The organism is Streptomyces sp. L-9-10, assembly GCF_004151105.1.
Classification (GTDB): Bacteria; Actinomycetota; Actinomycetes; order Streptomycetales; family Streptomycetaceae; genus Streptomyces.
Genome location: NZ_PHRF01000097.1, coordinates 23,246 through 49,074 on the forward strand (window position 1 = coordinate 23,246; position 25,829 = coordinate 49,074).

The 25,829-nt window shown below is 70.1% G+C and carries 29 protein-coding genes; 10 read left to right on the forward strand and 19 right to left on the reverse strand.

Features of this window, described 5'->3' with window-relative positions; translation table 11 throughout:
* Nucleotides 1–50 precede the first annotated feature (50 nt).
* Both CU044_RS25220 and CU044_RS25225 read right to left on the reverse strand, forming a co-directional pair.
* Nucleotides 51–974: a helix-turn-helix transcriptional regulator gene (locus CU044_RS25220; protein WP_129771039.1), complete on the reverse strand. Its 924-nt coding sequence runs from the start codon at nucleotides 972–974 to the stop codon at nucleotides 51–53.
* 98 nt (nucleotides 975–1,072) lie between these two features.
* The gene (locus CU044_RS25225; protein ID WP_129771170.1) at nucleotides 1,073–1,267 is read right to left on the reverse strand and encodes a DUF1918 domain-containing protein; all 195 of its coding nucleotides are present in this window, start codon (nucleotides 1,265–1,267) and stop codon (nucleotides 1,073–1,075) included.
* A 250-nt stretch (nucleotides 1,268–1,517) separates the two neighbouring features.
* On the opposite strand from CU044_RS25225, the gene CU044_RS25230 reads away from it, so the two are divergent.
* Complete coding sequence (locus CU044_RS25230; RefSeq protein WP_240045832.1) at nucleotides 1,518–2,894, forward strand: MFS transporter; 1,377 nt, start codon at nucleotides 1,518–1,520, stop codon at nucleotides 2,892–2,894.
* Between the two features lie 111 nt (nucleotides 2,895–3,005).
* Here the strand turns inward: CU044_RS25230 and CU044_RS25235 are convergent, their stop codons facing one another.
* A complete protein-coding gene (locus CU044_RS25235) occupies nucleotides 3,006–3,245 on the reverse strand; it encodes a DUF6243 family protein (RefSeq protein WP_129771040.1) in 240 nt (79 codons plus the stop codon).
* A 264-nt stretch (nucleotides 3,246–3,509) separates the two neighbouring features.
* Here CU044_RS25235 and CU044_RS25240 point away from each other — a divergent pair, with 264 nt between their 5' ends.
* Entirely contained in the window at nucleotides 3,510–4,526 is a 1,017-nt protein-coding gene (locus CU044_RS25240; protein WP_193564068.1) for an aldo/keto reductase, read from the forward strand.
* Between the two features lie 122 nt (nucleotides 4,527–4,648).
* A complete protein-coding gene (locus CU044_RS25245; RefSeq protein WP_129771041.1) occupies nucleotides 4,649–5,233 on the forward strand; it encodes a TetR family transcriptional regulator in 585 nt (194 codons plus the stop codon).
* Nucleotides 5,234–5,299: 66 nt separating this feature from the next.
* On the opposite strand, the gene CU044_RS25250 is transcribed toward CU044_RS25245, so the two are convergent.
* Together CU044_RS25250 and CU044_RS25255 are read right to left on the reverse strand one after the other, a co-directional pair.
* Complete coding sequence (locus tag CU044_RS25250; protein ID WP_129771042.1) at nucleotides 5,300–5,506, reverse strand: hypothetical protein; 207 nt, start codon at nucleotides 5,504–5,506, stop codon at nucleotides 5,300–5,302.
* 134 nt (nucleotides 5,507–5,640) lie between these two features.
* Complete coding sequence (locus CU044_RS25255) at nucleotides 5,641–7,023, reverse strand: glycine--tRNA ligase (protein WP_129771043.1); 1,383 nt, start codon at nucleotides 7,021–7,023, stop codon at nucleotides 5,641–5,643.
* 144 nt (nucleotides 7,024–7,167) lie between these two features.
* On the opposite strand from CU044_RS25255, the gene CU044_RS25260 reads away from it, so the two are divergent.
* The 4 genes from CU044_RS25260 (at nucleotide 7,168) to CU044_RS25275 (ending at nucleotide 10,486) form a co-directional block, all read left to right on the forward strand.
* A complete protein-coding gene (locus CU044_RS25260; RefSeq protein ID WP_129771044.1) occupies nucleotides 7,168–8,172 on the forward strand; it encodes a zinc ABC transporter substrate-binding protein in 1,005 nt (334 codons plus the stop codon).
* 41 nt (nucleotides 8,173–8,213) lie between these two features.
* Complete coding sequence (locus tag CU044_RS25265) at nucleotides 8,214–9,044, forward strand: metal ABC transporter ATP-binding protein (RefSeq protein ID WP_129771173.1); 831 nt, start codon at nucleotides 8,214–8,216, stop codon at nucleotides 9,042–9,044.
* A gap of 2 nt (nucleotides 9,045–9,046) precedes the next feature.
* Nucleotides 9,047–9,961, forward strand: a complete 915-nt coding sequence (locus CU044_RS25270; RefSeq protein WP_129771045.1) for a metal ABC transporter permease — start codon at nucleotides 9,047–9,049, stop codon at nucleotides 9,959–9,961.
* Nucleotides 9,962–10,045: 84 nt separating this feature from the next.
* Nucleotides 10,046–10,486: a transcriptional repressor gene (locus tag CU044_RS25275; RefSeq protein ID WP_129771046.1), complete on the forward strand. Its 441-nt coding sequence runs from the start codon at nucleotides 10,046–10,048 to the stop codon at nucleotides 10,484–10,486.
* A 103-nt stretch (nucleotides 10,487–10,589) separates the two neighbouring features.
* Here CU044_RS25275 and CU044_RS25280 read toward each other — a convergent pair whose 3' ends face one another.
* From CU044_RS25280 to leuA, 4 genes are all read right to left on the reverse strand, one after another.
* Entirely contained in the window at nucleotides 10,590–11,423 is an 834-nt protein-coding gene (locus CU044_RS25280; protein ID WP_129771047.1) for an isoprenyl transferase, read from the reverse strand.
* A gap of 21 nt (nucleotides 11,424–11,444) precedes the next feature.
* Nucleotides 11,445–12,194 (reverse strand): DNA repair protein RecO, encoded by a 750-nt coding sequence (gene recO, locus CU044_RS25285; RefSeq protein ID WP_129771048.1) that lies wholly within the window; start codon nucleotides 12,192–12,194, stop codon nucleotides 11,445–11,447.
* Between the two features lie 113 nt (nucleotides 12,195–12,307).
* Complete coding sequence (locus tag CU044_RS25290) at nucleotides 12,308–13,003, reverse strand: TerB family tellurite resistance protein (RefSeq protein ID WP_193564069.1); 696 nt, start codon at nucleotides 13,001–13,003, stop codon at nucleotides 12,308–12,310.
* Nucleotides 13,004–13,259: 256 nt separating this feature from the next.
* Nucleotides 13,260–15,020: a 2-isopropylmalate synthase gene (gene leuA / locus CU044_RS25295; protein ID WP_129771050.1), complete on the reverse strand. Its 1,761-nt coding sequence runs from the start codon at nucleotides 15,018–15,020 to the stop codon at nucleotides 13,260–13,262.
* 405 nt (nucleotides 15,021–15,425) lie between these two features.
* Between leuA and CU044_RS25300 the strand changes: the two genes are divergently transcribed.
* Entirely contained in the window at nucleotides 15,426–16,478 is a 1,053-nt protein-coding gene (locus CU044_RS25300) for a M4 family metallopeptidase (RefSeq protein WP_129771051.1), read from the forward strand.
* Nucleotides 16,479–16,540: 62 nt separating this feature from the next.
* Nucleotides 16,541–16,807, forward strand: coding sequence for a protealysin inhibitor emfourin (locus tag CU044_RS25305; protein WP_129771052.1), 267 nt, complete (start codon nucleotides 16,541–16,543; stop codon nucleotides 16,805–16,807).
* 23 nt (nucleotides 16,808–16,830) lie between these two features.
* Here CU044_RS25305 and era read toward each other — a convergent pair whose 3' ends face one another.
* From era to CU044_RS25320, 3 genes are all read right to left on the reverse strand, one after another.
* Nucleotides 16,831–17,802, reverse strand: coding sequence for a GTPase Era (era, locus tag CU044_RS25310; protein ID WP_129771053.1), 972 nt, complete (start codon nucleotides 17,800–17,802; stop codon nucleotides 16,831–16,833).
* An 84-nt stretch (nucleotides 17,803–17,886) separates the two neighbouring features.
* Nucleotides 17,887–18,252 (reverse strand): cytidine deaminase, encoded by a 366-nt coding sequence (locus CU044_RS25315; RefSeq protein ID WP_129771054.1) that lies wholly within the window; start codon nucleotides 18,250–18,252, stop codon nucleotides 17,887–17,889.
* A gap of 83 nt (nucleotides 18,253–18,335) precedes the next feature.
* Nucleotides 18,336–19,094 (reverse strand): GntR family transcriptional regulator, encoded by a 759-nt coding sequence (locus CU044_RS25320; RefSeq protein WP_129771055.1) that lies wholly within the window; start codon nucleotides 19,092–19,094, stop codon nucleotides 18,336–18,338.
* A 230-nt stretch (nucleotides 19,095–19,324) separates the two neighbouring features.
* Between CU044_RS25320 and CU044_RS25325 the strand changes: the two genes are divergently transcribed.
* Nucleotides 19,325–19,897 (forward strand): hypothetical protein, encoded by a 573-nt coding sequence (locus CU044_RS25325; protein WP_240045833.1) that lies wholly within the window; start codon nucleotides 19,325–19,327, stop codon nucleotides 19,895–19,897.
* A 30-nt stretch (nucleotides 19,898–19,927) separates the two neighbouring features.
* On the opposite strand, the gene CU044_RS25330 is transcribed toward CU044_RS25325, so the two are convergent.
* The 7 genes from CU044_RS25330 to CU044_RS25360 form a co-directional block, all read right to left on the reverse strand.
* Nucleotides 19,928–20,287 (reverse strand): MmcQ/YjbR family DNA-binding protein, encoded by a 360-nt coding sequence (locus tag CU044_RS25330; RefSeq protein WP_129771057.1) that lies wholly within the window; start codon nucleotides 20,285–20,287, stop codon nucleotides 19,928–19,930.
* Nucleotides 20,284–21,573 carry a hemolysin family protein gene (locus tag CU044_RS25335; RefSeq protein WP_129771058.1) on the reverse strand — a complete coding sequence of 430 codons (1,290 nt, stop codon included), beginning with the start codon at nucleotides 21,571–21,573 and terminating at the stop codon, nucleotides 20,284–20,286. The genes CU044_RS25330 and CU044_RS25335 overlap by 4 nt, the downstream gene beginning before the upstream one ends.
* On the reverse strand, nucleotides 21,570–22,067 hold the full coding sequence (ybeY, locus tag CU044_RS25340; protein ID WP_129771059.1) for an rRNA maturation RNase YbeY: 498 nt from the start codon (nucleotides 22,065–22,067) through the stop codon (nucleotides 21,570–21,572). Before ybeY ends, CU044_RS25335 begins: the two co-directional genes overlap by 4 nt.
* Nucleotides 22,068–22,081: 14 nt before the next feature.
* Nucleotides 22,082–23,101: a PhoH family protein gene (locus CU044_RS25345; protein ID WP_129771060.1), complete on the reverse strand. Its 1,020-nt coding sequence runs from the start codon at nucleotides 23,099–23,101 to the stop codon at nucleotides 22,082–22,084.
* Nucleotides 23,102–23,329: 228 nt separating this feature from the next.
* The gene (locus CU044_RS25350) at nucleotides 23,330–24,442 is read right to left on the reverse strand and encodes a PfkB family carbohydrate kinase (RefSeq protein WP_193564070.1); all 1,113 of its coding nucleotides are present in this window, start codon (nucleotides 24,440–24,442) and stop codon (nucleotides 23,330–23,332) included.
* A gap of 86 nt (nucleotides 24,443–24,528) precedes the next feature.
* Complete coding sequence (locus CU044_RS25355) at nucleotides 24,529–25,437, reverse strand: ribonuclease Z (RefSeq protein ID WP_129771061.1); 909 nt, start codon at nucleotides 25,435–25,437, stop codon at nucleotides 24,529–24,531.
* Nucleotides 25,438–25,442: 5 nt separating this feature from the next.
* A complete protein-coding gene (locus CU044_RS25360; RefSeq protein WP_129771062.1) occupies nucleotides 25,443–25,802 on the reverse strand; it encodes a histidine triad nucleotide-binding protein in 360 nt (119 codons plus the stop codon).
* Nucleotides 25,803–25,829: the final 27 nt, after the last annotated feature.

Sequence of the window (25,829 nt, forward strand, 5' to 3'; positions counted from 1 at the left end):
CCGGCCCTCGGTATGCGAGCCGGTCACCGGCCGCCGGTGAGCAATCGGCCTCAGTGAGCGGCGGGGACCAGCGCGGACGCCCGAGCGGACGCCTGGAGCTTCTCCAGCCGGAGCCTGGTCTCGTCGTCCACCGGGACATAGCTGACCAGCCGGGGCCCCGCGGACGGCCCGAGCCAGAGGTTGGTGTGCTCCAGATTCAGCTGTCCCACCTCGGCGTTGACGAACCTCTTGGTCCTGTCCCCGACCGGAGCGACCACTTCGTGCCGCTCCCAGATCTCGCGGAACTCGGGCGAGGCCGCCCGCAGCCGTCCGAGAAGCGTCTTCCAGGGAGGCTCCGAGAGATGCTCCGCCATGGCGGACCGGAACTTGGCCGCCATGATCCGGGTCGTCTCCTCGCGGTTGCCGAGGGCGGCGCGGAAGTCCTTGTTGGTGAAGGCGAGCCAGAGGCAGTTGAGGTCCTGCGGCGGCAGCGCGTCCAGGTCGCACATCATCACGCCGTACGTGCGGTTGTACGCGAGGATGTCGTACCGGCTGTTCTGCACACACGCAGGGAACGGCTCCAGCCGCTCCAGCATCTGCCGGATCGCGGGCGTGATGGTGGGGCACGGTGTCCCGGGCGCGGGATCCAGCGCCCCGGCCAGCGCGAAGAGATGCGCGCGTTCGCTGGGGTCGAGGAGAAGGGCGCGGGCGAGCGCGTCGAGGACCTGCGCGGAGACCTGAATGGCCCGCGCCTGCTCCAACCAGGTGTACCAGGTGACACCGACGGCGGAGAGCTGGGCGACCTCCTCGCGCCGCAGTCCGGGGGTGCGCCGGCGGCTCCCCCGGTCGAGCCCGACCTGCTCGGGCGTGATCCGCTCACGGCGACTGCGCAGGAACCCCGCCAGCTCATGGCGGCGGATATCGCTCGCCTGCCCGTCCCGCGTCGTGTGCCCGGCCCCCGTCGTGTGCCCGGCCCGCGCGCTGGTGAAGGTCATGATTCAAGGGTGCCGCATGTCCCAGGCCGTTGCCAGGCAGTCCTGGTAACGGGATAAGAGCCTCCCGCTACCAGGCATCACACGGTGCTACCCGCGCTTCACTCGCTCTTCGAGTGCGGCTCCACGGCGGTGTCCGGGCCCGGCGACACGATCGATTCGTGACCGTTCTCGGCACGTACCTTGAACGGAGGCGAGCCGTTCGGCCCCAGCACCTCCACGACTTCCACGATCCGGTCGTGCTTGCCGACCACCCGGCCGTGCATCACCAGACGGTCGCCCTTGTTTGCTTTCATCATCACTCCAATGTCACTCGACGTAACCGAGAGTGTACGAAGCGGCGGACCCGGTCGCCCTCGGTGAAGGAGGGTGTCGCACGGCAGCCCATTGCCGGGTAGTCCGTGTACCAGGATAAAGACACTCTGGTACCAGGGTGAGGGATGGGCGATCGTCGATGGAGTGAGTAGAGCATTCGCGTCCCTACAGAAGACATCCACCGCCAGGGCCCCATCCGGCGGACCGTCCGTCATCCATGACCACGGGTCCGTGCTCGGCACTCTCGGCCTGTTCACCGTGCTCCTCGGTGCGGCGCTCCCTCTGATCGACTTCTTCATCGTCAATGTAGCCCTGCCCACCATCGATCACGATCTGGCCGCGGGCCCCGCCCTGCTGGAGCTGGTGGTGGCCGGGTACGGGCTGTCGTACGCCGTGCTGCTCGTTCTCGGCGGGCGGCTCGGGGACATGTTCGGCCGGAGGCGGCTCTTCCTCCTCGGCATGGCGGCCTTCGGCATCACCTCACTCGTCTGCGGCCTCGCGCCGAACGCCTGGACGCTGGTCGGCGCGCGGGTCGCGCAGGGCGCCGCGGCGGCGCTGATGCTGCCGCAGGTGCTGGCCACCATCCACTCCGCGACCGGCGGACAGCGGCGCGCGAAGGCGCTGAGCCTGTACGGCGCGACGGCCGGGCTCGCGATGGTGGCGGGCCAGATCCTGGGCGGGGTGCTGGTCGCGGCCGATATCGCGGGAAGCGGCTGGCGGGCGATCTTCCTGGTGAACGTGCCGGTGGCGCTGGTGGGACTGCTCTTCGCGGTCCGCTCGGTGCCGGAGACCCGCTCGCAGCGGCCGGCGCCCATCGACACACCGGGGACGATCCTGCTGGCCGCCGCGCTGGTGACGCTCCTGGCGCCCCTCACGGAGGGCCGGGCCGCCGGATGGCCCTGGTGGACGTGGGTCTCGCTCGCGGCCTTCCCGGTCGTGTCCTACGCCTTCGTACGGGTGGAACGGCGGGCCGACCGGCAGGGCAGGACCCCGCTGGTGCCGCCGAGCCTGCTCGCGCTGGTCACGCTCCGGCGGGGGCTGGCGCTGATCGTGCCGTTCGGAATCGGCTTCGGCGGCTTCATGTTCGTGATCGCCGTCGCTCTTCAGCAGGGGCTGCGGATGGGCGCGGTCGACGCCGGACTGACGCTGGTACCCATGGCGGTGGCGTTCTTCGGGGCGTCACTTGCGGGTCCGCGGCTGATACGGCGGTACGGCAGCCTGGTGGTCACGGCCGGCGCTGTGATCCAGACCGCCGGGGTGGCGTTGCTGGCGCTCGCCGTATGGGGCGGCTGGCCCTCGGTCGGCGGGCTGGATCTGCTGCCGGGTGTCGCGCTCGCCGGTCTCGGCCAGGGCCTCCAACTGCCCGTCATCATCCGCATCGTGCTCTCCGACATACCGGCCGAGCGGTCCGGGGTGGGCAGCGGTGTGATGGTCACGGCGCAGCAGTCCGCGCTGGCGCTGGGGGTGGCGACGCTGGGCTCGCTCTTCCTGACCCTCGCCACCACGGCGGGGATGCGGGACGCCCTGGTCGTCACACTGCTGGCGCAGCTGGGGCTGGTCGTCCTGACGGGGCTGCTGAGTCTACGGCTGCCGCGGAGGATCGGCTGAGCGGCGCGGACGCGGTCATACGCCGTGGGCCCGGATCACCTCGGTGATCCGGGCCCACGGCGTATGACGCGTGACGTGTGACGTATGGCTTGTCGCGTACGGCTGGAGTACTCAGTCCTGCGAGGCGGTGCTGTCCGTCGCGTCGCTCCGCTGCGCGCCGTCGCCCTGGGCGCCGTCGCCCTCGCCCTGTCCCGCGGCGCGCTCACGCATCTTGCGCAGCAGCTCCTGCTTGTGGTCGGCGGAGGCCTTGCGGTTGGCGTCGCGCGCGGGGGCGCTGGCCTGCGGGTCGGTGCGGGACAGCTTCTTGCGCTGTCCGCCGACACCGAGAAGGTTGTTGCGGCTCTTTGCCATGGGGTTCTCCCGAAGCGATGAGAAGTGATCTGCGGATTCGTCGGTGGGGGGCGGGTCGTCGCCGCCGCGCTCTCACTCGTAGATCTGGAAGAACATGCCCGTGACGCTACCACCGGGCGGGGCCCGGACGTAACGCGTTTTTGACGGACACCGGACACGTGACGACATGAGCGATGACAGATATTGAAATCTGTCATCGCTCATGTCATGGTTGTTCTGTCACTGGTTGTTCTGTCACTCGGCGATCCGCATGGAGGAACCCTCATGAACGCCATCCCCACCCGCTCTCTCGGCGCCTCGGGCCCCCGCACCTCCGCGCTCGGCCTCGGCTGCATGGGCATGTCCGCCCTGTACGGAGGAGATGTGGACCGCGCGGAGTCCATCGCCACCATCCACGCCGCGCTGGACGCGGGCGTCACCCTGCTCGACACGGGCGACTTCTACGGCATGGGCCACAACGAGCTGCTGATCGGCGAAGCCCTGCGCACCGCTCCCGCCGCCGCCCGCGAGCGGGCCCTCACCAGCGTCAAGTTCGGCGCCCTGCGCGACCCGGACAACGGGTGGAGCGGTTACGACGGACGCCCTGCCGCCGTGAAGAACTTCGCCGCGTACTCCCTCCAGCGCCTCGGCACCGACCACATCGACATCTACCGGATCGCCAGAATCGACCCGGACGTCCCGATCGAGGAGACGGTCGGCGCCATCGCCGAGCTGATCCGGGCCGGACATGTGCGCCACGTCGGACTCTCCGAGGTCGGCGCCGAGACCATCCGCCGGGCGGCGGCCGTCACCCCCGTCGCGGACCTCCAGATCGAGTACTCCCTGATCTCGCGCGGCATCGAGGACGAGATCCTGCCGGCCGTCCGCGAGCTGGGCATCGGCGTCACGGCGTACGGGGTGCTCTCACGCGGACTGATCAGCGGCCACTTCACCCATGACCGCGAGCTGGCCTCCACCGACTTCCGCGCCGTGAGCCCCCGGTTCCAGGGCGACAACCTCCGGCACAACCTCGGGCTGGTCGAGTCGCTGCGGAAGATCGCCGGACAGAAGGGTGTCTCGGTCGCCCAGATCGCCATCGCGTGGGTGCTCTCCCAGGGCGAGGACATCGTGCCGCTCGTCGGCGCCCGCCGCCGTGACCGGCTGACCGAGGCCCTCGGCGCGCTGGACGTCACGCTGGACGCCGGTGATCTGGCCGCCATCGAGAGCGCCGTACCGTCCGGTGCCGCCGCCGGGGACCGGTATCCGGCCGGGCAGATGGAGCATCTCGACAGCGAGCGCTGACCGGCGCGGAGGACACGAGGGAAGGGACCGTCCCCGTCGGCCGTCCTGTCGGGCCGCCGGGCCTGACAGGTAATGTCATCTGTCGCATCCGCTGTACGAACCATGAAAGGCCGGGCGCCCCCATGGCCACCGAGCCCCTGACCGCCGAGCGCATCCTCGAAGCCACCGAGGAGGTGCTGCGCCGCTACGGCCCGGCGAAGGCCACGGTGGTCGATGTGGCACGGGTGCTCGGCGTCAGCCATGGCAGTGTCTACCGGCACTTCAGCACGAAGGCGGCGCTCCGGGAGGCGGTCACCTCGCGCTGGCTGAGCCGTACGGAGACCGCGCTGGCCGCGATCATGGACGGGGAGGCGGACCCGGGCCCGGAGAAGCTCCGCGGCTGGCTGCTGGCACTGTTCGACACCAAGCGGCACAAGGCCGGGGACGACCCGGAGCTGTTCGCCACGTTCTCCGTCCTCATCGACGAGAGCAGCGATGTGGTCGACGCGCATCTGACGGAGCTGGCCCACCAGCTCACCCGGATCGTCGAAGAGGGCGTGCGCGAGGGCGAGTTCATGGCGGCGGACCCGGCGAGCACGGCCGGGGCGGTCTTCGCCGCCACGGCCCGCTTCCATGACCCGGCGTACGCGCCGGAGTGGCGGAAGCCCACGATCGACGCCGAGTTCACCGCCGTCTGCGATCTGCTGCTGCGCGGCCTGCGGGCCTGATACGGGCCCTGGGCCGGCCCAGGGCGTGTGGCGGAAGTCCCGCCTGGCCGGCCCTGTCGCGCCCGTTCAGTCCGCCGCCGGGTCCACCGTCGCCTGGTGGGCCTCGGTGAGATGTTCCTCGGCCTTGAGCCAGGGCAGGAACTGCGCCCCCTTGCGCCAGCCGCAGGTGTCGCAGATCAACGACCGCTGCACACCCGCCTTCTGGACGCGTACGACATGCTCGCGCCCATGCTGATCCCATCTCCTGACCGTGCTGGTCGTCGTGGCCGGCATGATCCGTGCCTCCCTGGTAGGTCAGCGCCCAGTCTGCAACGAAGCCCCCGGTTCCGTGAGGGAACCGGGGGCTTCGAGCTGTGAACGTAACCCGCCGTTCACTGTGGGCCGTTGTCAGGTGTCGTCAGCGATCGTCAGCAGCCGAGGAGCCGGGCGCCGAGGTAGCTCTGGATCTGGTCGAGCGACACGCGCTCCTGCTGCATCGTGTCGCGCTCGCGCACCGTCACCGCGTTGTCGTCCAGGGTGTCGAAGTCGACGGTCACACAGAACGGCGTGCCGATCTCGTCCTGGCGGCGGTAACGGCGGCCGATGGCGCCCGCGTCATCGAACTCGATGTTCCAGTTGCGCCGCAGGTCCGTCGCGAGGCCCTTGGCCTTCGGCGAGAGCTGCGGGTTGCGGGAGAGCGGCAGCACGGCCACCTTGACCGGCGCGAGGCGCGGGTCGAGACGCATCACGGTGCGCTTCTCCAGCACGCCCTTGGCGTTCGGCGCCTCGTCCTCGTTGTACGCGTCGAGGAGGAAGGCGAGCATCGAGCGGCCGACACCGGCGGCGGGCTCGATGACATACGGGGTCCAGCGCTCGCCGGCCTCCTGGTCGAAGTACGACAGGTCGTGGCCGGACGCCTTGGAGTGCGCGGAGAGGTCGTAGTCGGTGCGGTTGGCGACGCCCTCCAGCTCGCCCCACTCGCTGCCGCCGAACTGGAAGCGGTACTCGATGTCGGCCGTGCGCTTGGAGTAGTGCGAGAGCTTCTCGGCCGGGTGCTCGTACCACCGCATGTTCTCCTCACGGAGACCCAGGTCGGTGTACCAGTTCCAGCGCTGCTCCATCCAGTATTCCTGCCACTGCTCGTCCTCGCCCGGCTTGACGAAGAACTCCATCTCCATCTGCTCGAACTCGCGCGTGCGGAAGATGAAGTTGCCCGGAGTGATCTCGTTCCGGAAGGACTTGCCCATCTGCGCGATGCCGAACGGCGGCTTCTTGCGCGACGTCTGCTGCACCTGGGCGAAGTTGGTGAAGATGCCCTGCGCGGTCTCGGGCCGCAGATAGGCGACGGAGCCGGAGTCCTGCGTCGGGCCGAGGTGGGTGGAGAGCAGGCCGGAGAACTGCTTGGGGTCGGTGAACGTGCCCTTGTTGCCGCAGTTCGGGCAGTTGATGTCGGCGAGGCCGTTCTCCGGCGCCTTGCCGTGCTTCGCCTCGTACGCCTCCTCCAGGTGGTCGGCGCGGAACCGCTTGTGACAGGAGGTGCACTCGGTGAGCGGGTCACTGAAGGTCGCGACGTGGCCGGACGCCTCCCAGACCTCCGTGGCGAGGATCACCGAGGAGTCGATACCGACAACGTCCTCGCGCGAGGTGACCATGTAACGCCACCACTGACGCTTGAGGTTTTCCTTCAGCTCGACTCCGAGCGGCCCGTAGTCCCAGGCGGCGCGCTGACCACCGTAGATCTCACTGCACGGGTAGACGAAGCCACGGCGCTTGCTCAGGTTGACGATGCTGTCGATCTTGTCGGCGGCCACGGTGCTCTCTTCATTACGACGACGACGAACGGCGAATGCTTCAGATTAGCGGCGGCCGCACCCCTTCGATCAAATCGGTGCGGGGTAAGAGGCGGCTGCGACCCTTGTTGACAATCGTTTCCACTTTTGTTGAAAATGACAGTCATGAACGCACGACGCCTGATACCCACCGCCACTCTCGCCGGAGCAGTCACCCTCGGCCTGGTCGCGCTGTCCGCCTGCTCCCCCTCCGACGCCGCCGACAAGAAGAGCGGCGACCGGCTCGCGGTGACCGCGTCGTTCTACCCCATGCAGTTCCTGGCCGAGCGAATAGGCGGCGACCACGTCTCCGTCACCACGCTCACCAAGCCCGGCGTGGAGCCGCACGACCTGGAACTCGCCCCCCGGCAGGTCGCCCAGCTCGGCGAGGCCGATGTCATCCTCTATCTCAAGGGCGTCCAGCCCGCCGTGGACGAGGCCATCACGCAGTCCGGTGTGAAGAACACCGTCGACGCGACCTCCCTCACCACGCTGGAGAAGCACGGCACCGAGGTCGGCCACTCCCACGACGACGGCCACGAGGACGGCCACGCGGGCGAGGAGGGCCACGAGGAGGGCCACTCCGCCGGCGAAGAGGACGCCCTGGCCGGCAAGGACCCGCACATCTGGCTGGACCCGGTGAAGTACGCCGAGGTCGCCAAGGGTGTCGGCGCCTCCCTGGAGAAGGCAGACCCGGACAACTCCGCCGCGTACCGGAAGAACACCGACGCCCTCTTGAAGGAGCTCGGCGGCCTGGACACGGCGTTCAAGCAGGGCCTCACCGGCACCGCCACCAAGACCTTCATCACCACCCACGCCGCCTTCGGCTATCTCGCCGAGCGCTACGGTCTGACGCAGGAGGCCATCGCGGGCATCGACCCCGAGTCGGAGCCCAGCCCCGCCCGGGTGAAGGAACTGCGGACCATCGCGGAGCACGACAAGGTCAGCACCGTATTCTTCGAGACGCTCGCCAGCGACAAGACCGCCAAGACCCTCGCAGCGGACTCCGGACTGAAGACCGGCGTCCTGGACCCGCTGGAGGGAATTACGGACAAGTCCAAGGGCGATGACTACATCGAGGTCATGCAGTCGAACCTCGCCGCGTTGCGGACAGCACTCGGCGCGAAGTGAAACAGCCGGCAGCGGTATCGGAGGCGCCCGACATGGCGACGATGGAGAGCGGTCAGACCGCAGAGGCGGCGCGGCGGACGCCGGAGAGGGGCTCGGCCCCGGTCGTGACCGTCCGCGGCGCCAGGGCCACACTCGGTTCGCGGCCGGTGCTGCGCGGTATCGATCTCACCGTGCACAGCGGCGAGGTCGTCGCCCTGCTCGGCGCCAACGGCTCCGGCAAGTCCACCGCCGTACGGTCGGTGATCGGACAGGTACCGCTGACCGATGGCGAGATCACACTCTTCTCGACCCCGCTGCGCCGCTTCCGCGACTGGGCGCGCGTCGGTTACGTACCGCAGCGCACCACCGCCGCGAGCGGGGTGCCCGCGACCGTCCGCGAGGTCGTGGCCTCCGGCCGGCTGTCCCGTACGAGGTTCGGCCTGCCCGGCAAGGGCGACCGGGCCGCCGTCGAGCGGGCCATCGACCTGGTCGGGCTCACCGACCGCGCCAAGGACTCCGTGGACGCGCTCTCCGGCGGCCAGCACCAGCGCGTGCTGATAGCCAGGGCGCTCGCCGCCGGGCCCGAACTGCTGATCATGGACGAACCGATGGCGGGCGTCGACCTGGCCAGCCAGGACATCCTCGCGGCGACGCTGCGCGAACAGGTCTCGGCCGGTACGACCGTGCTGCTCGTCCTGCATGAACTGGGTCCGCTGGAGCCGCTGATCGACCGCTCCGTGGTCCTGCGCGACGGCTGTGTGGTCCACGACGGACCGCCGCCCCGGGCGGCCGGCCGGCACGCCGTACCCGGCCATGACCCCGATCCTCTGACCAATCCGGGCTGCCATCCGCACGCGGCCGGCGAGCCGCTCCGCACAGGACTGCTGACCTGACCATGGAAATCCTCCAGACCGCCTTTATGCAGCGCGCGCTGATCGCGGCCGTACTCGTCGGCATCACGGCCCCCGCCGTCGGCATCTACCTCGTACAGCGCCGCCAGGCCCTGATGGGCGACGGCATCGGCCATGTCGCCATGACCGGGGTCGGCCTCGGTTTCCTGCTCTCCACCAGCCCGGTGTGGATGGCGACGCTCGTGGCCGTCGCGGGCGCCGTCACGATGGAGCTGATCCGCGCGTACGGCCGCACACGCGGCGACATCGCGCTGGCGATGCTCTTCTACGGCGGCATGTCGGGCGGCGTCCTGCTGATCAACCTCGCGCCGAACGGCTCCAACGGCAGCCTCAGTACGTATCTGTTCGGCTCCCTGTCGACGGTCTCGCCTGCGGACGTGACCGCGATCTCGCTCCTCGCCGCCTTCGTGGTGCTGGTCACCGTGGGGCTGCGCCGGCAGCTCTTCGCGGTCAGCCAGGACGAGGAGTTCGCCCGTGTCACCGGACTGCCGGTGCGCGCGCTGAACCTGCTGATCGCGGTCACGGCCGCGATCACGGTCACCGTCGCCATGCGGGTGGTGGGGCTGCTGCTGGTCAGCGCGCTGATGGTGGTGCCGGTCGCGGCGGCCCAGCAGATCACCCGGTCCTTCGTGGTCACCTTCGTCCTCTCCGTCGTGATCGGTACGGCGGTGACACTGGCCGGCACGGTCACCTCGTACTACCAGGACGTGCCGCCCGGCGCGACGATCGTGCTGATCGCGATCGGTGTCTTCGTGGTGCTGACCGCGCTCGCCACCCCCCTCGCCAGACGCCGGGCCCGCGCGCTGCGGGCCGCCGAGGCCGCGGCCGTACCGGACGTGGAGGCGCCGGACATGGACGTGCCCGCCGCACGCCGGACCGCGGGCGATGTCACGGTCTGACTGCCGGGCGGTCACGAACTGGCACAATGGCCCGTGGGAAGCGGGCAACGCCCGAGGGATACGGGCAGAGGCAAGGAGGCACCTGTGACGACTGCGCCCAGCGGTGGATCAAGCGCGGCCCCCGTGCGCGGCCGATCGACCCGCCAGCGTGCCGCGGTGGCGGCGGCGCTCGACGAGGTGGACGAGTTCCGAAGCGCGCAGGAGCTCCACGACATGCTCAAACACCGTGGTGACTCGGTCGGTCTGACCACGGTCTATCGCACCCTGCAGTCCCTCGCCGACGCGGGCGAGGTCGATGTACTGCGCACGAACGACGGCGAGTCGGTCTACCGGCGCTGCTCGACCGGCGACCACCACCACCATCTCGTCTGCCGGGTCTGCGGAAAGGCCGTGGAGGTCGAGGGGCCCGCGGTGGAGCAGTGGGCCGAGATGATCGCCGCGCAGCACGGCTATGTGGCCGTGGCGCACACGGTGGAGATCTTCGGTACGTGTGCGGAGTGCGCGGCGGCGGTCGCGAAGAACTAGCTTCTGTATCAAGCGCCTTCTGTATCAAGCGCCTCGGGTCGCCGTACGGGCTCATCGTCCAGCCCGTACGGCGACCGAGCGCGTTTCGGCCCCGCTGCCCCGCCTACTCGGGCTGTTCCGTCTGCTCCGGCTGGTCCTCGTTGGGGAGCGCTCCGCCGAAGCGCCGGTCCCTGGACGCGTACTCAAGACAGGCCCGCCACAGATCACGGCGGTCGAAGTCCGGCCACAGCACGTCCTGGAAGACCATCTCGGCGTAACTGCTCTGCCAGATCAGATAGTTCGACGTTCGCTGCTCCCCGCTGGGACGGAGGAAGAGATCCACGTCCGGCATGTCCGGGTAGTACAGGTACTTGGCGAACGTCTTCTCGTTGACCTTGGACGGGTCGAGCTTGCCGGACGCGACATCGGCGGCGAGCGCCTGCGCGGCGTCCGCGATCTCCGCGCGGCCACCGTAGTTGACGCAGAAGTAGAGCGTCATGGCGTCGTTGTCCTTCGTCTGCTCCTGGGCGACCTGGAGCTCCTGGACGACCGACTTCCACATCTTGGGCATCCGGCCCACCCAGCGGATCCGGATCCCCAGCTCGTCCATCTCGTCGCGGCGGCGCCGGATGACATCGCGGTTGAAGTTCATCAGGAAGCGCACCTCGTCGGGGGTGCGCTTCCAGTTCTCGGTGGAGAAGGCGTACAGGGAGAGGTTCTTGACGCCCATCTCCAGACAGCCCTTGAGTACATCGAGTACGACGCCCTCGCCGACCTTGTGGCCCTCGGTGCGCGGCAGACCGCGCTCCTTGGCCCAGCGGCCGTTGCCGTCCATGACGCAGGCCACATGCTTCGGGACCAGCTCGCCGGGGATCTTCGGCGGACGCGCACCGGAGGGGTGCGGTTCCGGCGTCTTGTACTCGCGGCGGGAACGCCCCATGATTCCGCGTCGTGCCATGCGCTCTCGTCTCCTGGTTTCCTAGTTCTTCTCTACGTATCTGAGCGAGCGCAGCCCGCGCTCCAGGTGCCAGTGCAGATAGGCCGACACCAGTCCGCTGCCCTCCCTGACGTGCCGCGCCTCGCACGCGTCCGCCGTGTCCCAGTCGCCGGTCAGCAGCGCGCTGAGCAGTCCGACGGCCTCAGCCGAGGGTACGACGCTGCCGGGCACCCGGCAGTCGCCGCAGATGACTCCCCCCGCCGCGACCGAAAAGAAACGATTCGGTCCGTGGAGTCCGCACTTCGCGCAGTCGTCGAAGCTCGGCGCGTAGCCATTGACTGCGAGGGAGCGCAGCAGGAAGGCGTCCAGGATCAGATGGGGCGCGTGCTCCCCGCGCGCGAGCGTGCGCAGCCCGCCGACCAGGAGCAGATACTGCTGGACGGCCGGCTCCCCCTCGTGGTCGGTGAACCGCTCGGCGGTCTCCAGCATGGCGGTGCCCGCGGTGTAGCGGGCGTAGTCGGTGACGATGCCGCCACCGTACGGAGCGATGGTCTCGCTCTGGGTGCACAGCGGCAGTCCGCGTCCGACGAGGTCGCTGCCGCGCGCGAAGAACTGCACATCGACATGCGAGAACGGCTCCAGCCGCGCCCCGAACTTCGATTTGGTCCGCCGCACCCCCCGGGCGACGGCGCGGACGCGGCCGTGGCCGCGGGTCAGAAGCGTGATGATGCGGTCGGCCTCACCGAGCTTCTGGGTGCGCAGCACAACGCCGTCGTCCCGGAACAGACTCATGGGGCCCATTCTCCCGCATCTGCGGGCGGCCCTTCGCCCGCCGCGGGCGGCCCCTCCGCTCTCCCCCGGCCGCCGCGCTCCCCTCGTCCGGTGAGCGTCCCGAGGGGCCGGGTTCAGGAGGGCGTGCCGGACGCCGCCAGCAGCAGCCGCTCCGTATCGTCCGAGCAGAGCTGGAGCGCGCCGCCGACGATGCTCAGCACCTCGCGCTCCGGCAGGCTGTACGGTCCGTCCGCCACCGCGATCCGCGCGCCCTGGAGCACGATCGACTCCCGTCCCGCCGGGGCGAGATGTGGGGCCAGTGGCTCCAGCGCCTCGTGCAGCTCGATGGCGAGCGCCGCGCCGCACGGTCCCGGCTCGGCGAGGAACCGGCCGGTGTCCGCGGCGAGCGCGTCGACCAGATCCGTCAGCCGGTCCTCCGTGCAGTCCTCGAACCCGGCCGCCCGGACGGTGAGGACCGCGGTCTCCCTGACCGTGCGCGAGGACGTGCCCCCCGCCGCGAGGACCGCCAGCGCGACCGTGTGCACGGCGTCGCGCAGCATCGCGGAGAAGCGGACGGTGGTGGGGTGGTCGAGTACGTCCGTCCCGAAGTGGGCGTGGCAGGCGGCGCATTCGACGACCGGCCCGGCGCAGCCGCGCGGAAGCAGCGGGACCCCGAGCACCGTGAAACGGCGACGGCCGGTACGGCGGCGGAAGTTGCGGTCGCCTCCGCAGTCGGGACAGAAGAACTCCCCGTCCCCGACCGTGTTCCAGGAGGTGCGAATACCGCAGAAACGCACTTTTCGCCCACCGGGTCTCTGAGCTGGCAGCACGTCGCGCACCTCCGTGACACTCCGGCAACGCTTCGTTGCGTTGCACTCCACTTCGCCTCTGCGCCCTGGGGGAATCCGGACGCGGAGCCGCCGCGTTGACGTGATGTTAGCCACATCACGTGGGCCCCGTCAGTACCGCGGCGTGAGATCGCCACGACATGGCTGAACCCCGACCACCGTGGCTGGTGATCGGGGTCCGCGAAACGCTCAGGTCAGGCCGGGTCGGGCGGAGTCGGGGCCGGGGTCGGCGGCCGGATCAGCGGGTCGCGCGGTTCACCGCGGAAATGACCGCCTTGAGTGAAGCGCGGGTGGTGTTCGCGTCGATCCCGATGCCCCACAGCACCTTTCCGTCGATCGCGCACTCGATGTACGAGGCGGCCTGCGCGCTCGCGCCCTCACTCAGGGTGTGCTCCTGGTAGTCCAGCAGCCGGGCGTCCACCCCGACCGCCGCCAGCGCCTCGAAGAAGGCCGAAATCGGACCGTTGCCGGTACCGGTCAGCACGGTCTCCGTACCGTCCACGACGGCCTGGACGGTCAGTGTGTCCTTGCCGTCGGTGTCGGTCGTGGTCTGGCCTGAGCGGAGCTGGAGCCGGCCCCACGCGTTCTCCGGGTTGGGCAGGTACTCGTCCTGGAAGACCGACCAGATCTGGCCGGGCGTGACCTCGCCGCCCTCGGCGTCGGTCTTGGCCTGGATGATCCGGGAGAACTCGATCTGCATCCGGCGCGGCAGGTCCAGCTTGTGGTCGTTCTTCAGTACGTACGCGATCCCGCCCTTGCCGGACTGCGAGTTGACCCGGATGACCGCCTCGTACGAACGGCCCACGTCCTTCGGGTCGATCGGCAGATACGGCACGGCCCACTCGATCTCGTCGACCGGCTTGCCCTGCGCGGCGGCGTCGGCCTCACGCGCGTCGAAGCCCTTCTTGATGGCGTCCTGGTGGGAGCCGGAGAAGGACGTGTAGACCAGGTCGCCCGCGTAGGGGTGGCGCGGGTGGATCTCCATCTGGTTGCAGTACTCGCTGGTGCGACGGATCTCGTCGATCTGCGAGAAGTCGATCTGCGGGTCGACGCCCTGGGAGAAGAGGTTCATGCCGAGCGTCACCAGGTCGACATTGCCGGTGCGCTCGCCCTGCCCGAACAGACAGCCCTCGATACGGTCGGCCCCGGCCATGAGCGCCAGTTCGGCGGCGGCGACGGCCGTACCGCGGTCGTTGTGCGGATGCACGGACAGGCACACGTTCTCGCGGCGGGAGAGATGGCGCGACATCCACTCGAAGCGGTCCGCGTGCGTGGACGGGGTCGAACGCTCCACCGTGGCGGGCAGGTTGAGGATGATCTCGCGGCCGGCCTCGGGCTGCCAGACGTCCATGACTCCTTCGCAGACCTCCAGCGCGAAGTCCAGCTCGGTGTCGGTGAAGATCTCCGGGCTGTACTGGTAGCCGAAGGTCGTCTCGGGGCCCAGGATCTTCTCCGCGTACTCCATCACCAGCCGGGTGCCGTCCACGGCGATCTGCTTGACCTGCTCCTTCGTCCCGCGGAAGACGACCCGGCGGAACGTGGGGGCGGTGGCGTTGTACAGATGGACGGTCGCGCGGTGGGCGCCGCGCAGCGCCTCGACGGTGCGCTCGATCAGTTCCTCGCGGGACTGGGTCAGGACGGAGATCGTCACGTCCTCGGGGATCGCGCCCTCTTCGATGATCGACCGCACGAACGCGAAGTCGGTCTCACCGGAGGACGGGAAGCCGACCTCGATCTCCTTGTAGCCCATGCGGACCAGCAGATCGAACATCTCGCGCTTGCGGGCCGGTGACATCGGGTCGATCAGCGCCTGGTTGCCGTCGCGCAGATCGGTGGAGAGCCAGCGGGGGGCGACGGTGATCCGGTTGTCCGGCCAGGTGCGGTCGGGGATCTCCACCGCCTCGTAGCGGCCGTACTTGTGGATCGGCATCCCGGACGACCGCTGGGTGTGGGTCGCGTTGGTGATGGGCGTGGCACGGCCGACGGAAGAATCAGACATTGCGCAGGGCTCCTCGTGTGTCCGCTGGGACGGCCGACGGGCGTGAACACCGCAACACCGGACTCCGCGGGGAGGGGGTCGGCCTACGACTACAGACCCTCGCCGCGGCAGCTAAGGAGAAGCAGCCCGAAACGCATGATGTCAGGCAGCCTAGCCGAGCCGGGCCGGGTGCGCGGGTCCGTATCAGAATGCGGGATACGAGGAGCGTCCCGCGAGACGGGCGGGGACGGTCGCCGGGACGGCGGAGACAGCGGGCGCGCCCCGGGCGATACAGCGGGAGCGCCTCGGACGATACAGCGGGCGCGCCCGGGGCGATGTAAAGACCCGGCCTCCGGGAATCACTCCATCTCAGCAATTCCTGTCGCGATGAGTGACAGCGCGATGACACGCTGCCACCGTTCTCGTATGAACGACATCGCGCCCGTCTTCTGCGCCATCGTGCCGCCCCACCTCCTCGACAAGCTCGCCCAGGCCGAGGACCCCCGGCTCTCCGGGCCCGCCCGCCGCACCCTGGAGGTGGACTCCGCCCATCGCACCCGGCGCCGGATCACCGGCCTGCGCGCCCTCACCGCCCCCACCGCCGCCGCCACCGGAAACCCGCACCGCACGGTCCACGACTGCGGGCACGGCACCACGCTGCCGGGCAGGAAGGTGCGCGGCGAGGGGGACGAGCCCGGCCGCGACGCCACCGTCAACCGCGCGTACAGCGGTCTCGGCGCCACGTTCGAGCTGCTGCTGTCGGCGTACGGACGTGACTCGCTCGACGGCGCCGGGCTGCCGCTGGTGGCCAGCGTCCACTACGACGAGGGGTACGCGAACGCCTTCTGGGACGGCGAGCAGATGGTCTTCGGCGACGGTGACGGCGAGGTCTTCCTCGACTTCACGCTGCCCGTCGACGTGATCGGCCACGAGCTGGCCCACGGCCTCACCCAGTACACCGCCAACCTCGACTACCAGGGTCAGTCGGGCGCCCTCAACGAGTCCGTCTCGGACGTCTTCGGCTCGCTGGTCAAGCAGTACTCCCTGGAGCAGACCGCCGACCGGGCCGACTGGCTGATCGGCGCGGGCCTGCTCGCGCCCGGGGTCACCGGGGAGGCGCTGCGCTCCATGAAGGCGCCGGGCACCGCGTACGACGACGATGTCCTCGGCAAGGACCCGCAGCCCGGCACCATGGACGGCTTCGTACGGACGACCCAGGACAACGGCGGGGTCCACATCAACTCCGGGATCCCCAACCACGCGTTCTATCTACTGGCCGTGGCCCTCGGCGGAAAGGCGTGGGAGCGCGCGGGACAGATCTGGTTCGACGTGCTGACCGGCGGCGAGCTGGCCGCCGACGCGCAGTTCGCGGACTTCGCCCGGCTGACCGTCGCGGCGGCGCGGGCCCGCTTCGGGGACGGCGCGGAGCTGGAGGCGGTGACCAAGGCGTGGTCCCAGGTCGGCGTCCCCACGGCGTGAAGCGCCGGGGGCGGCGGGAGCGGCGGCTACCGTCGCCGCCCGTCACGTACTAGACAGGACCCATGCGTATCCAAGTACGGCGCACAGGCGGCTTCGCGGGCATCGAGCGCAGGGCCGAGATCGAGACCTCGGGCCTGCGCGATGCCGGTGACTGGCGGGAACTGGCCCAGCGGGCGATGGCGGACGGCGCGGAGACGCCGCCCGCCGGCGTACCGGACGGCTACCACTATGTGATCACCATCGACGACCGCGCGGTCCACTGCGCGGACCCGGGGCTGACCGACGACCAGCGCGCGCTGATCTCGCGCGTCCTCAAGGAGGGCGCCTAGGGCCTTCGTCCCGCCCCGCCCGGTCAGAACCCGAGCTTGCGCAGCTGCTTCGGGTCGCGCTGCCAGTCCTTGGCGACCTTGACGTGCAGATCGAGGAAGACCGGGGTGCCGAGCAGCGCCTCGATGTGCTTGCGGGACTTCGTCCCGACCTCCTTGAGCCGCTTGCCCTTCGGGCCGATGATGATGCCCTTCTGGCTGGGGCGCTCGATGTAGACGTTCGCGTGGATGTCCAGCAGCGGCTTGTCCGCCGGGCGGTCCTCGCGCGGCAGCATCTCCTCGACGACGACCGCGATCGAGTGCGGCAGCTCGTCCCGTACGCCTTCCAGCGCGGCCTCGCGGATCAGCTCGGCGACCATGACCTGCTCGGGCTCGTCGGTGAGGTCGCCCTCCGGGTAGAGCGGCGGGCTCTCCGGGAGAAGCGGGACGAGCAGATCGGCCAGCAGACCGACCTGCTGGTCGCCGACCGCCGAGACCGGGACGATCTCCGCCCACTCCAGGCCGAGTTCCTTGCCGAGCTGGTCGATCGCGATGAGCTGTTCGGCGAGCGTCTTGGAGTCGACGAGGTCCGTCTTGGTGACGACGGCGACCTTCGGGGTCTTCTTGATCGCGGCCAGTTCCTTGGCGATGAACCGGTCGCCGGGGCCGAGCTTCTGGTCGGCGGGCAGACAGAAGCCGATCACGTCGACCTCGGCCCAGGTCGTCCGTACGACATCGTTGAGGCGCTCACCGAGCAGCGTGCGCGGCTTGTGGAGGCCGGGGGTGTCGACCAGGATCAGCTGCGCCTCGGGGCGGTGCACGATGCCGCGCACGGTGTGCCGGGTGGTCTGCGGCCGATTGGAGGTGATGGCCACCTTCTGACCGACCAGAGCGTTCGTGAGGGTGGACTTGCCCGCGTTGGGGCGGCCGACGAAGCAGGCGAAGCCGGCCCGGTGGGGGGCTTCGGTTGCCTCGGGTGAAGTCTCGGGCGAAGAGGTACGAGCGCTCATGGCGCCCATTGTCCCCGATCGTTTACCCTGCGCCGACCAGACAGCCCCGCACGGGCGCCGCGCCGCCACGTTCCGCGCACGGATCGGGCCCGGTCAGCCCGCCGTGACGGTCACCCGGAGCGTGCCGTCAGGTCCTGCCACCAGCACCGGGGTCGCGGGCCCGCCGAGGTCGCGCACGGCCGCGCGGTCCTCGTCCGGCACGGTCTCCTCGGCCGTGACGACGGCCGCCGCCTCCAGCGAGGTCGCACCGCTGGCCACGGCCATCGCGACAGCCGTACGCAGCGCGCTGAGCTTGAGCGAGTCCAGCCCCACGGTGCCGGCGACATACGTACGCCCGGTCTCGTCCCGCACCGCCGCGCCCTCCGGTACGCCATTACGCGCGCGGGCGCTGCGGGCGAGCGTGATGATCTTGCGGTCCTCGGGGGAGACGCCGGTGCCGGGGTCGGTGCTCTCAGTCATATGCCGAGCATAGGCACCACGCCCACCACGCCCACCAACGGGCCGCACCCGGACGGTCTCTCGCCCGCCGGGCCGGACGGGCCCTACGCGTCGAAGTCGTACTCGAGCACGTACGACGCGGAGTCGAGAACCATCTCGTTGACCTCGACCGGCCGCCGCTCCGCGGTGAACGCCGTACGGCAGATGAGCATGACGGGCGTGCCCGCGGAGAGGCTCAGCCGGTGCGCCTCGTCCTGGGACGGCATGCGGGAGCGGACCTCTTCCCTGAAGTGCACGGGCCTGAGGCCGAGTTCGTCGAGTCGTGCGTAGATCCCGCCGGGACCGGTGTCCTCCCGCGTGATGGCCGAACCCGCGACGAGGGCGGCGGGCAGGAAGCTGGTGGCCAGCAGAACCGGCTTGCCCTCCAGGACGTAGCGCCGCTGCCGTACGCAGACGGCGTCGTCCGGGGCGATGTCCAGGACGTGTGCGATCCGTTCCCGGGCGGGCTCCTCAGCCACACCGACCTGGTCCACGACGAGCGTCCGGTCCTCGATGTCCGCCGACCAGACCGACCGCCCGGCACCCCACCGCTCACCGGCCAGCCGCTGAACACCATGCCGGCGCAGCGGCCGGAACGACCGTACGAACACGCCCGCGCCCTTGCGGGACTCGGCGATCCCCTCACTCTGCAGAACGCCCAGCGCCTGCCGCGCGGTCATACGGGCGACGCCGTGGGCGGCCATGAGGTCGTTCTCACCCGGCAGCCGCGCGCCCGGCCCGTACTCGCCCGCCCGAATCGCCTCCCGTAGCGCGTCGGCGATGCGCTGGTACTTCGGCTGACGGGCGCCGCCGCTTGTGGCCATACGTGAACGTCCTCCCTCTTCTCTAGACACCCTAGGGCACGCGTGTACCAGCGCACTTCGGGCCGCATGCCCGCACCCGCCGATGGCGCGCCCCCCGAACCCGATTGACATCTCTAGAGATGTTCGCTTCACTCAAGATGTCTAGAGATGTCGCCGGACCGAAAGGGCGAGGTGCGCCGATGGGGCGTCAAAGTGCAGCTGGGGTAAGCGGACCGCATCATTCGGATCCTGTGCCGTACATCGCCGAGTGGAGCGCGGAGCGGGCCCCCGGCCCGCGCGTCGTCACGAAGGGCCGGGGCATCGGGTACGCGGACGAGCGGCCGTACGACCGTGACACGGACGGCGTGCTGTGGACCCGTGTCCGCTCGCTGCCCGGCAGGGGATGGCCCCAGTTCGGCAAGGTCCACGCCCTGCGACAGCGGCGCGCGATGGCGCAACTCCTCTGCCAGATCTGTGCCCGGCCCGCCGACCGCGATGCGGATGGGGTGCTCTGGCTGCTGGGCGAGGATCCGGCCGACCCGGGCTCCTGGCCGCGTGATCTCATCACGGCCCATCCACCGCTCTGCCGACCGTGCGCCGTGAGGTCCATGCGGGTATGCCCGCATCTCCGTACCCGGTCTGTAGCCCTTCGTGTCCGTTCCTTCGGCCTGGCCGGGGTGCGGGGAGCGCTCTACGCTCCGGGGAATCCGTCCCCTGTCCCATTGGGCGCGGTGGGAGTGGCTTTCGACGATCCGCGCATCCGCTGGGTCCGGGCCGGACAGCTCATCATGCGGCTGCGTGAATTCACCGTCACCGGCCTGTGAGCCGGCCGCAGGCACCCCGCGCCGCCCGGCTCAGGGTCTGTCCAGTCTCAGGCGTTCCTGTTTCGGGAGGCCCGCCACCACCAGGTCGTACGAGTCCTCGATCAGCTCCCGCACCATCCTGGCGGGCAGGGGGCCGACCGTCACCGTGTTCCAGTGGCGCTTGTTGAGGTGCCAGCCCGGGACGATTTCCGGGTGGGTCTCGCGGAGGCGGATCGCTTCCTCCGGGGCGCACTTGAGGGAGACCTTCAGCGGGCGGTCCTCCAGGGCGCAGATCGCGAAGATCTTCGTGGCGACCCTGAAGACCGTGATGTCCGGGCTGCGCGGGAACGGAACGTCCGAGGACGTTCCGTTCAGGGCCAGGCAGCACGCCGTCAGTTCCGCCGGAGTCACGGGGCCGGGGCTTCCTCGCGGACCGGTTCCGCGAGGACGGTGACGATCTTGTTCCGGCGGCCGGCCGGGGATTCGGCCGTCAGCCGGAGCGTGCGGCCGTCCGGCAGGTCGACGTCGGCGGTGGCGCCGGCGATCGGGACGCGGCCCAGGGCCTTCGCCAGGAGGCCGCCGACGGTCTCCACGTCCTCGTCGTCGTACTCGTCGAGCCCGAACAGCTCCCCGAGGTCACCGATGTCCAGCCGCGCCGTGACACGGTACGAGCCGTCGCCCAGCTCCTCGACCGGCGGCAGTTCGCGGTCGTACTCGTCGGTGATCTCGCCGACGATCTCCTCCAGGATGTCCTCGATCGTGACGATGCCGGCCGTGCCGCCGTACTCGTCGATCACCACCGCGACATGGCTGCGCTCCTGCTGCATCTCACGCAGCAGATCGCCCGCGTTCTTCGTGTCGGGCACGAACGCGGCGGGCCGCATCGCCGTGGAGACCAGGTCGGCTTCGGAGTCCCGGTTGATATGCGTCTTCCTGACCAGGTCCTTGAGGTACACGATGCCGACGATGTCGTCCTCGTTCTCCCCCGTCACCGGGATACGGGAGAAGCCGGAGCGCAGCGCCAGCGTGAGCGCCTGACGGATCGTCTTGTACCGCTCGATGCACACCAGGTCCGTGCGCGGGACCATGACCTCCCGTACGAGCGTGTCGCCCAGCTCGAAGACGGAGTGCACCATCCGGCGCTCGTCGTCCTCGATGAGGGACTCCGACTCGGCGAGGTCGACCATCGCCCGCAGCTCGGCCTCGCTGGCGAACGGTCCCTTGCGGAAGCCCTTGCCGGGGGTGAGCGCGTTGCCCAGCAGGATCAGCAGCTGCGGGACCGGGCCCATGATCCTGGCGAGCGGCAGCAGGACATACGCCGAGGCCGTCGCCGTGTTCAGCGGATGCTGGCGGCCGATCGTACGGGGCGAGACACCCACCGCGACGTACGAGACGAGCACCATCACGCCGATGGCGACGACCAGCGCCGCCCAGGTCTCCTCGAACTCCTTCAGGCAGACGTACGTGACGAGTACCCCGGCCGCCATCTCACAGGCGACCCGGACCAGCAGGGCCACGTTCAGATAGCGCGTCGGGTCGGAGGCGACCTGGGCCAGCTTGGCCGCGCCCCGCCGCCCCGACCGGACGGCCTCGGCCGCCCGGAAGCTGGAGACCCGGGCGAGGCCCGCCTCGGCCGAGGCCGCCAGCCAGGCCACGACGACCAGGGCGACCGCTCCGACGATCAGTTGCGCGGTCATGAGACCGTCGGCGCGGGCGACGGACCGGTGAGCCCCTGCTCGGACCGCCAGCCGTCGACGATGGCCGCCTGGAGGCCGAACATCTCGGCCCGCTCGTCCGGCACTTCGTGGTCGTACCCGAGGAGATGCAGCACACCGTGGACGGTGAGCAGCTGGAGCTCCTCGTCCATGGTGTGCCGCGTCGGGGCTTCCTCGCCCTGCTTCTTCGCCACCTCGGGGCAGAGCACGATGTCACCGAGGAGGCCCTGCGGGGGCTCCTCGTCGTCCTTGACCGGCGGACGCAGCTCGTCCATCGGGAAGGACATGACATCCGTCGGCCCCGGCAGATCCATCCACTGGATGTGCAGCTGTTCCATGGCGGCCTCGTCCACCACGATCACCGACAGTTCGGAGAGCGGGTGGATGCGCATCCTCGTGAGCGCGTAGCGGGCGACGTCGAGGATCGCCTGCTCGTCGACCTCGGTGCCTGACTCGTTGTTGACGTCGATCGACATGGTGCGCGGTCGCTCTACTTCCCGTTTTGGCTGTCGTACTGTTCGTACGCGTCGACGATACGGCCGACGAGCTTGTGCCGTACGACATCCTGGGACGTGAGCCGGGAGAAGTGGATGTCGTCGACGCCGTCCAGGATGTCCTGCACCTGGCGCAGACCGCTCTTCGTGCCGCCCGGCAGGTCGACCTGGGTGATGTCGCCGGTGATGACGATCTTCGAGTCGAAGCCGAGCCGCGTCAGGAACATCTTCATCTGCTCGGTGCTCGTGTTCTGCGCCTCGTCGAGGATGATGAACGCGTCATTGAGCGTGCGGCCGCGCATGTAGGCCAGCGGCGCCACCTCGATCGTGCCCGCCGCCATCAGACGCGGGATCGAGTCGGGGTCGAGCATGTCGTGCAGCGCGTCGTAGAGCGGCCGCAGGTACGGGTCGATCTTCTCGTAGAGCGTGCCGGGCAGGAAGCCGAGCCGCTCGCCCGCCTCGACGGCGGGCCTGGTCAGGATGATCCGCGTGACCTGCTTGGACAGCAGGGCCTGGACCGCCTTGGCCATGGCGAGATACGTCTTGCCCGTACCGGCGGGGCCGATGCCGAAGACGATCGTGTGCTTGTCGATCGCGTCGACATAGCGCTTCTGGTTGAGCGTCTTGGGGCGGATCGTCCGGCCGCGGCTGGACAGGATGTTCTGGGTGAGCACCTCGGCGGGCGTCTCGGGACCGTCCGCTCCGCCGTTCTCGCTCGCCCTGAGCATGGCGATCGAACGTTCCACTGCGTCCTCCGTCATCGGCTGACCGGTGCGGAGCACCAGCATCATTTCGTCGAACAGGCGCTGGATCATCGCGACATCCGCCGCGTTGCCGGTCGCGCTGATCTCGTTTCCCCGGACATGGATGTCTGCGGCCGGGAACGCCTTCTCGATCACCCGCAGGAGGGTGTCTCCGGAGCCCAGGACCGTCACCATGGGGTGCTTGGCGGGGACGGTCCACTGGGCACGTGCCTGCCCCGACGCGGGGGTCTGGACTGTAGGTGTCTGAGTCATGGGCCGGCGCTGTGGCCTGCACATACCTCCCGTTGCAGGGTTCTCGCTGCTCGACAACCTCTGGGGTACCAGCGTACGACCCCGCACGGACAAGGCCCTAGGGCTTTTCCATGTATCGTCGGCAAACCCCACCGGCTGCCGCGGGCGGACTCCACCCGGCGCCGCGGGCGAACTCCACCCCGGTGCCGCCGGCCGGGCGAGATCCGTCGTCCGCGTGCCTTCCCGTCCTCAGGCCGAGCGGCCGAAGCCGATGGTCGGTACGGCCCTGCGCAGCGGCCACGGCCTGCTCGGCGCGGGCAGCAGCTCCTCCAGGAAGGCGTAGCGCCGCAGCGCCGCCGGGTCCTGGTCCGGGGAGGTCCGTACGTACTGCCACCAGGTCGCCACCTCCGACCAGCCGGGCGCGGAGAGCGAGCCGCCGAACTCCTGGACCGAGAGCGCGGCGGTCAGCCCCGCGAAGGCCAGCCGGTCCGCGAGCGGCCAGCCGGCGAGCGTGCCCGTGACGAATCCGGCCACGAAGACATCGCCCGCGCCCGTCGGGTCGAGGGCCTCCACCGCGATCGCCGGGACCTCGGCGGTCTCGCCGGTGGCGCCGTCCACCGCGTACGCGCCGTCCCCGCCCAGCGTGACGACGGCCACCGGCACCCGCTCGGCGAGCACCCGCGCGGCGGTCCTGGGGCAGTCGGTGCGGGTGTAGCGCATCGCCTCCTCGGCGTTGGGCAGGAACGCCTCGCAGTGCTCCAGATCGGCCAGTCCCTTCAGATCCCAGCGGCCGGTGTCGTCCCAGCCGACATCGGCGAAGATCCGCGCCCCGTGGCGGGCGGCGCGGGCGATCCACTCGTCGCGGCGGCCGGGGGTGAGCGCGGCGACGGCGGCGCGGGCGCGCGGCGGGCACTCGGGGAGGGCCCCCTCGGGCGGCGGGGCCTCGTGGCCGTGCGAGATCATCGTGCGCTCGTCCTCGTACGCCATGGAGACGGTGACCGGCGAGTGCCAGCCGGGGACCGTCCGTGACCGGGACAGGTCGATGCCCTCGCCCTGCTCCAGCGCGTCCCAGCAGTACTCGCCGTAGTGGTCGTCGCCGAAGGCCGCCGCGAGCGAGGTGTGCAGTCCGAGGCGGGCGAGGGCGGTGGCCATGTTGGCGATCCCGCCGGGGCTCGACCCCATCCCCCGTGCCCAGGACTCCGTGCCGCGTACGGGTGCGCTGTCCAGCCCGGTGAAGATGATGTCGAGGAAGACCGTGCCCGTCAGATACACATCGCAGTCGGGATCGTCCGGGGCGCGCAGGGCGCGCAGCGGGTCGACATGGGCGGAGTGTTCCTGCGGGTCTCCGTTGGATGTGATCACGGCGGGCTCCCGGTCGCGTGCGGATCCGGACAGTCTGCCCGATCCGCCGGGCGCGGGAAGACGGTCCGGCCGCGCCGGAGCGGATCTCAGCGGGAACGCTTGGGCAGCGGTACCCGTACGAGGTCGGCGGCGACCGTCAGTTCGCCTTCGAAGCCCGCCGCGCGCGCCTGCCGTTCGAACTCGTCCGGGTCGCTGTAGCGCTGCGAGAAGTGCGTGAGCACCAGATGCCCCACGCCCGCGTCCCGGGCCGCCCGCCCGGCCTGGCCCGCGGTGAGATGGCCGTGGTCGGTGGCCAGTCGCTCGTCCCCGTCGAGGAACGTCGACTCGATGACCAGCAGATCGCACCCCTCGGCCAGCGCGTGCACGCCGTCGCAGAGCCGGGTGTCCATGACGAAGGCGAACCGCTGTCCCCGGCGCGTCTCGCTGACATCCTCCAGCGTGACGCCGTTCAGCACGCCCTCGCGCTGGAGGCGGCCGACGTCCGGGCCCGCGATGCCGTGCGCGGCCAGCCGCGCCGGGTCCATGCGGCGCCCGTCGGGCTCGGTGAGGCGGTAGCCGTACGACTCGACGGGATGGGAGAGCTTCCGCGCCTCCAGGGTGTACGCGGGGGTACGCGCGAGCACGCCGTCGGCGGTGACCGGCGCTTCGGTCAGCTCGACGGACTCGCGGTAGGCCGTGGCGTACCGCAGCCGCTCGAAGAAGCGCTGCCCGCTCGCCGGATAGTGCGCGGTGATCTCGTGCGGCACCTGGTCGAGGTTGATCCGCTGGATGACCCCGGCCAGTCCGAGCGAGTGATCGCCGTGGAAGTGCGTGACACAGATGCGGTTGATGTCGTGCGCGGCGACCCCGGCGCGCAGCATCTGGCGCTGGGTGCCCTCGCCCGGGTCGAAGAGCAGGCCCTCGCCGTCCCAGCGCAGCAGATAGCCGTTGTGGTTGCGATGGCGGGTGGGCACCTGGCTCGCGGTGCCCAGCACGACCAGTTCCCGTACGGACAAGACGCCTACCCGGGGGGCCAGTTGAAGCCGCGTCCGCCCAGGACATGGGCGTGCGCGTGGAAGACGGTCTGGCCCGCGCCCGCGCCCGTGTTGAAGACGATCCGGTAGCCGCTGCCATCGGTCTTGTCGTCGGCGGCGACCGCGGCGGCCTCGCGCAGCACATCGGCGGCGATGGCGGGTTCGGCCGCGGCGAGGGTGCCCGCGTCCGGGTAGTGCGCCCGCGGGATGACCAGGACATGGGTCGGGGCCTGCGGGTTTATGTCACGGAAGGCGAGGGTGGTCTCCGTCTCGCGGACGACGGTGGCCGGCACCTCCCCCGCGACGATCTTGCAGAACAGGCAGTCCGCCTGCGGTTCTCCCGCCATGGTCCGGGCCTCCTCGGCACCACTGGT

Excerpts from the sequence above, each read along its gene's own strand:
- CU044_RS25220 (WP_129771039.1), bottom strand. The coding sequence starts at position 974 with ATGACCTTCACCAGCGCGCGGGCCGGGCACACGACGGGGGCCGGGCAC.
- CU044_RS25225 (WP_129771170.1), bottom strand. The coding sequence starts at position 1,267 with ATGAAAGCAAACAAGGGCGACCGTCTGGTGATGCACGGCCGGGTGGTC.
- CU044_RS25235 (WP_129771040.1), bottom strand. The coding sequence starts at position 3,245 with ATGGCAAAGAGCCGCAACAACCTTCTCGGTGTCGGCGGACAGCGCAAG.
- CU044_RS25240 (WP_193564068.1), top strand. The coding sequence starts at position 3,510 with ATGAACGCCATCCCCACCCGCTCTCTCGGCGCCTCGGGCCCCCGCACC.
- CU044_RS25245 (WP_129771041.1), top strand. The coding sequence starts at position 4,649 with ATGGCCACCGAGCCCCTGACCGCCGAGCGCATCCTCGAAGCCACCGAG.
- CU044_RS25250 (WP_129771042.1), bottom strand. The coding sequence starts at position 5,506 with ATGCCGGCCACGACGACCAGCACGGTCAGGAGATGGGATCAGCATGGG.
- CU044_RS25260 (WP_129771044.1), top strand. The coding sequence starts at position 7,168 with ATGAACGCACGACGCCTGATACCCACCGCCACTCTCGCCGGAGCAGTC.
- CU044_RS25265 (WP_129771173.1), top strand. The coding sequence starts at position 8,214 with ATGGAGAGCGGTCAGACCGCAGAGGCGGCGCGGCGGACGCCGGAGAGG.
- CU044_RS25270 (WP_129771045.1), top strand. The coding sequence starts at position 9,047 with ATGGAAATCCTCCAGACCGCCTTTATGCAGCGCGCGCTGATCGCGGCC.
- CU044_RS25280 (WP_129771047.1), bottom strand. The coding sequence starts at position 11,423 with ATGGCACGACGCGGAATCATGGGGCGTTCCCGCCGCGAGTACAAGACG.
- recO (WP_129771048.1), bottom strand. The coding sequence starts at position 12,194 with ATGAGTCTGTTCCGGGACGACGGCGTTGTGCTGCGCACCCAGAAGCTC.
- leuA (WP_129771050.1), bottom strand. The coding sequence starts at position 15,020 with ATGTCTGATTCTTCCGTCGGCCGTGCCACGCCCATCACCAACGCGACC.
- CU044_RS25300 (WP_129771051.1), top strand. The coding sequence starts at position 15,426 with ATGAACGACATCGCGCCCGTCTTCTGCGCCATCGTGCCGCCCCACCTC.
- CU044_RS25305 (WP_129771052.1), top strand. The coding sequence starts at position 16,541 with ATGCGTATCCAAGTACGGCGCACAGGCGGCTTCGCGGGCATCGAGCGC.
- era (WP_129771053.1), bottom strand. The coding sequence starts at position 17,802 with ATGGGCGCCATGAGCGCTCGTACCTCTTCGCCCGAGACTTCACCCGAG.
- CU044_RS25315 (WP_129771054.1), bottom strand. The coding sequence starts at position 18,252 with ATGACTGAGAGCACCGACCCCGGCACCGGCGTCTCCCCCGAGGACCGC.
- CU044_RS25320 (WP_129771055.1), bottom strand. The coding sequence starts at position 19,094 with ATGGCCACAAGCGGCGGCGCCCGTCAGCCGAAGTACCAGCGCATCGCC.
- CU044_RS25335 (WP_129771058.1), bottom strand. The coding sequence starts at position 21,573 with ATGACCGCGCAACTGATCGTCGGAGCGGTCGCCCTGGTCGTCGTGGCC.
- ybeY (WP_129771059.1), bottom strand. The coding sequence starts at position 22,067 with ATGTCGATCGACGTCAACAACGAGTCAGGCACCGAGGTCGACGAGCAG.
- CU044_RS25345 (WP_129771060.1), bottom strand. The coding sequence starts at position 23,101 with ATGACTCAGACACCTACAGTCCAGACCCCCGCGTCGGGGCAGGCACGT.
- CU044_RS25360 (WP_129771062.1), bottom strand. The coding sequence starts at position 25,802 with ATGGCGGGAGAACCGCAGGCGGACTGCCTGTTCTGCAAGATCGTCGCG.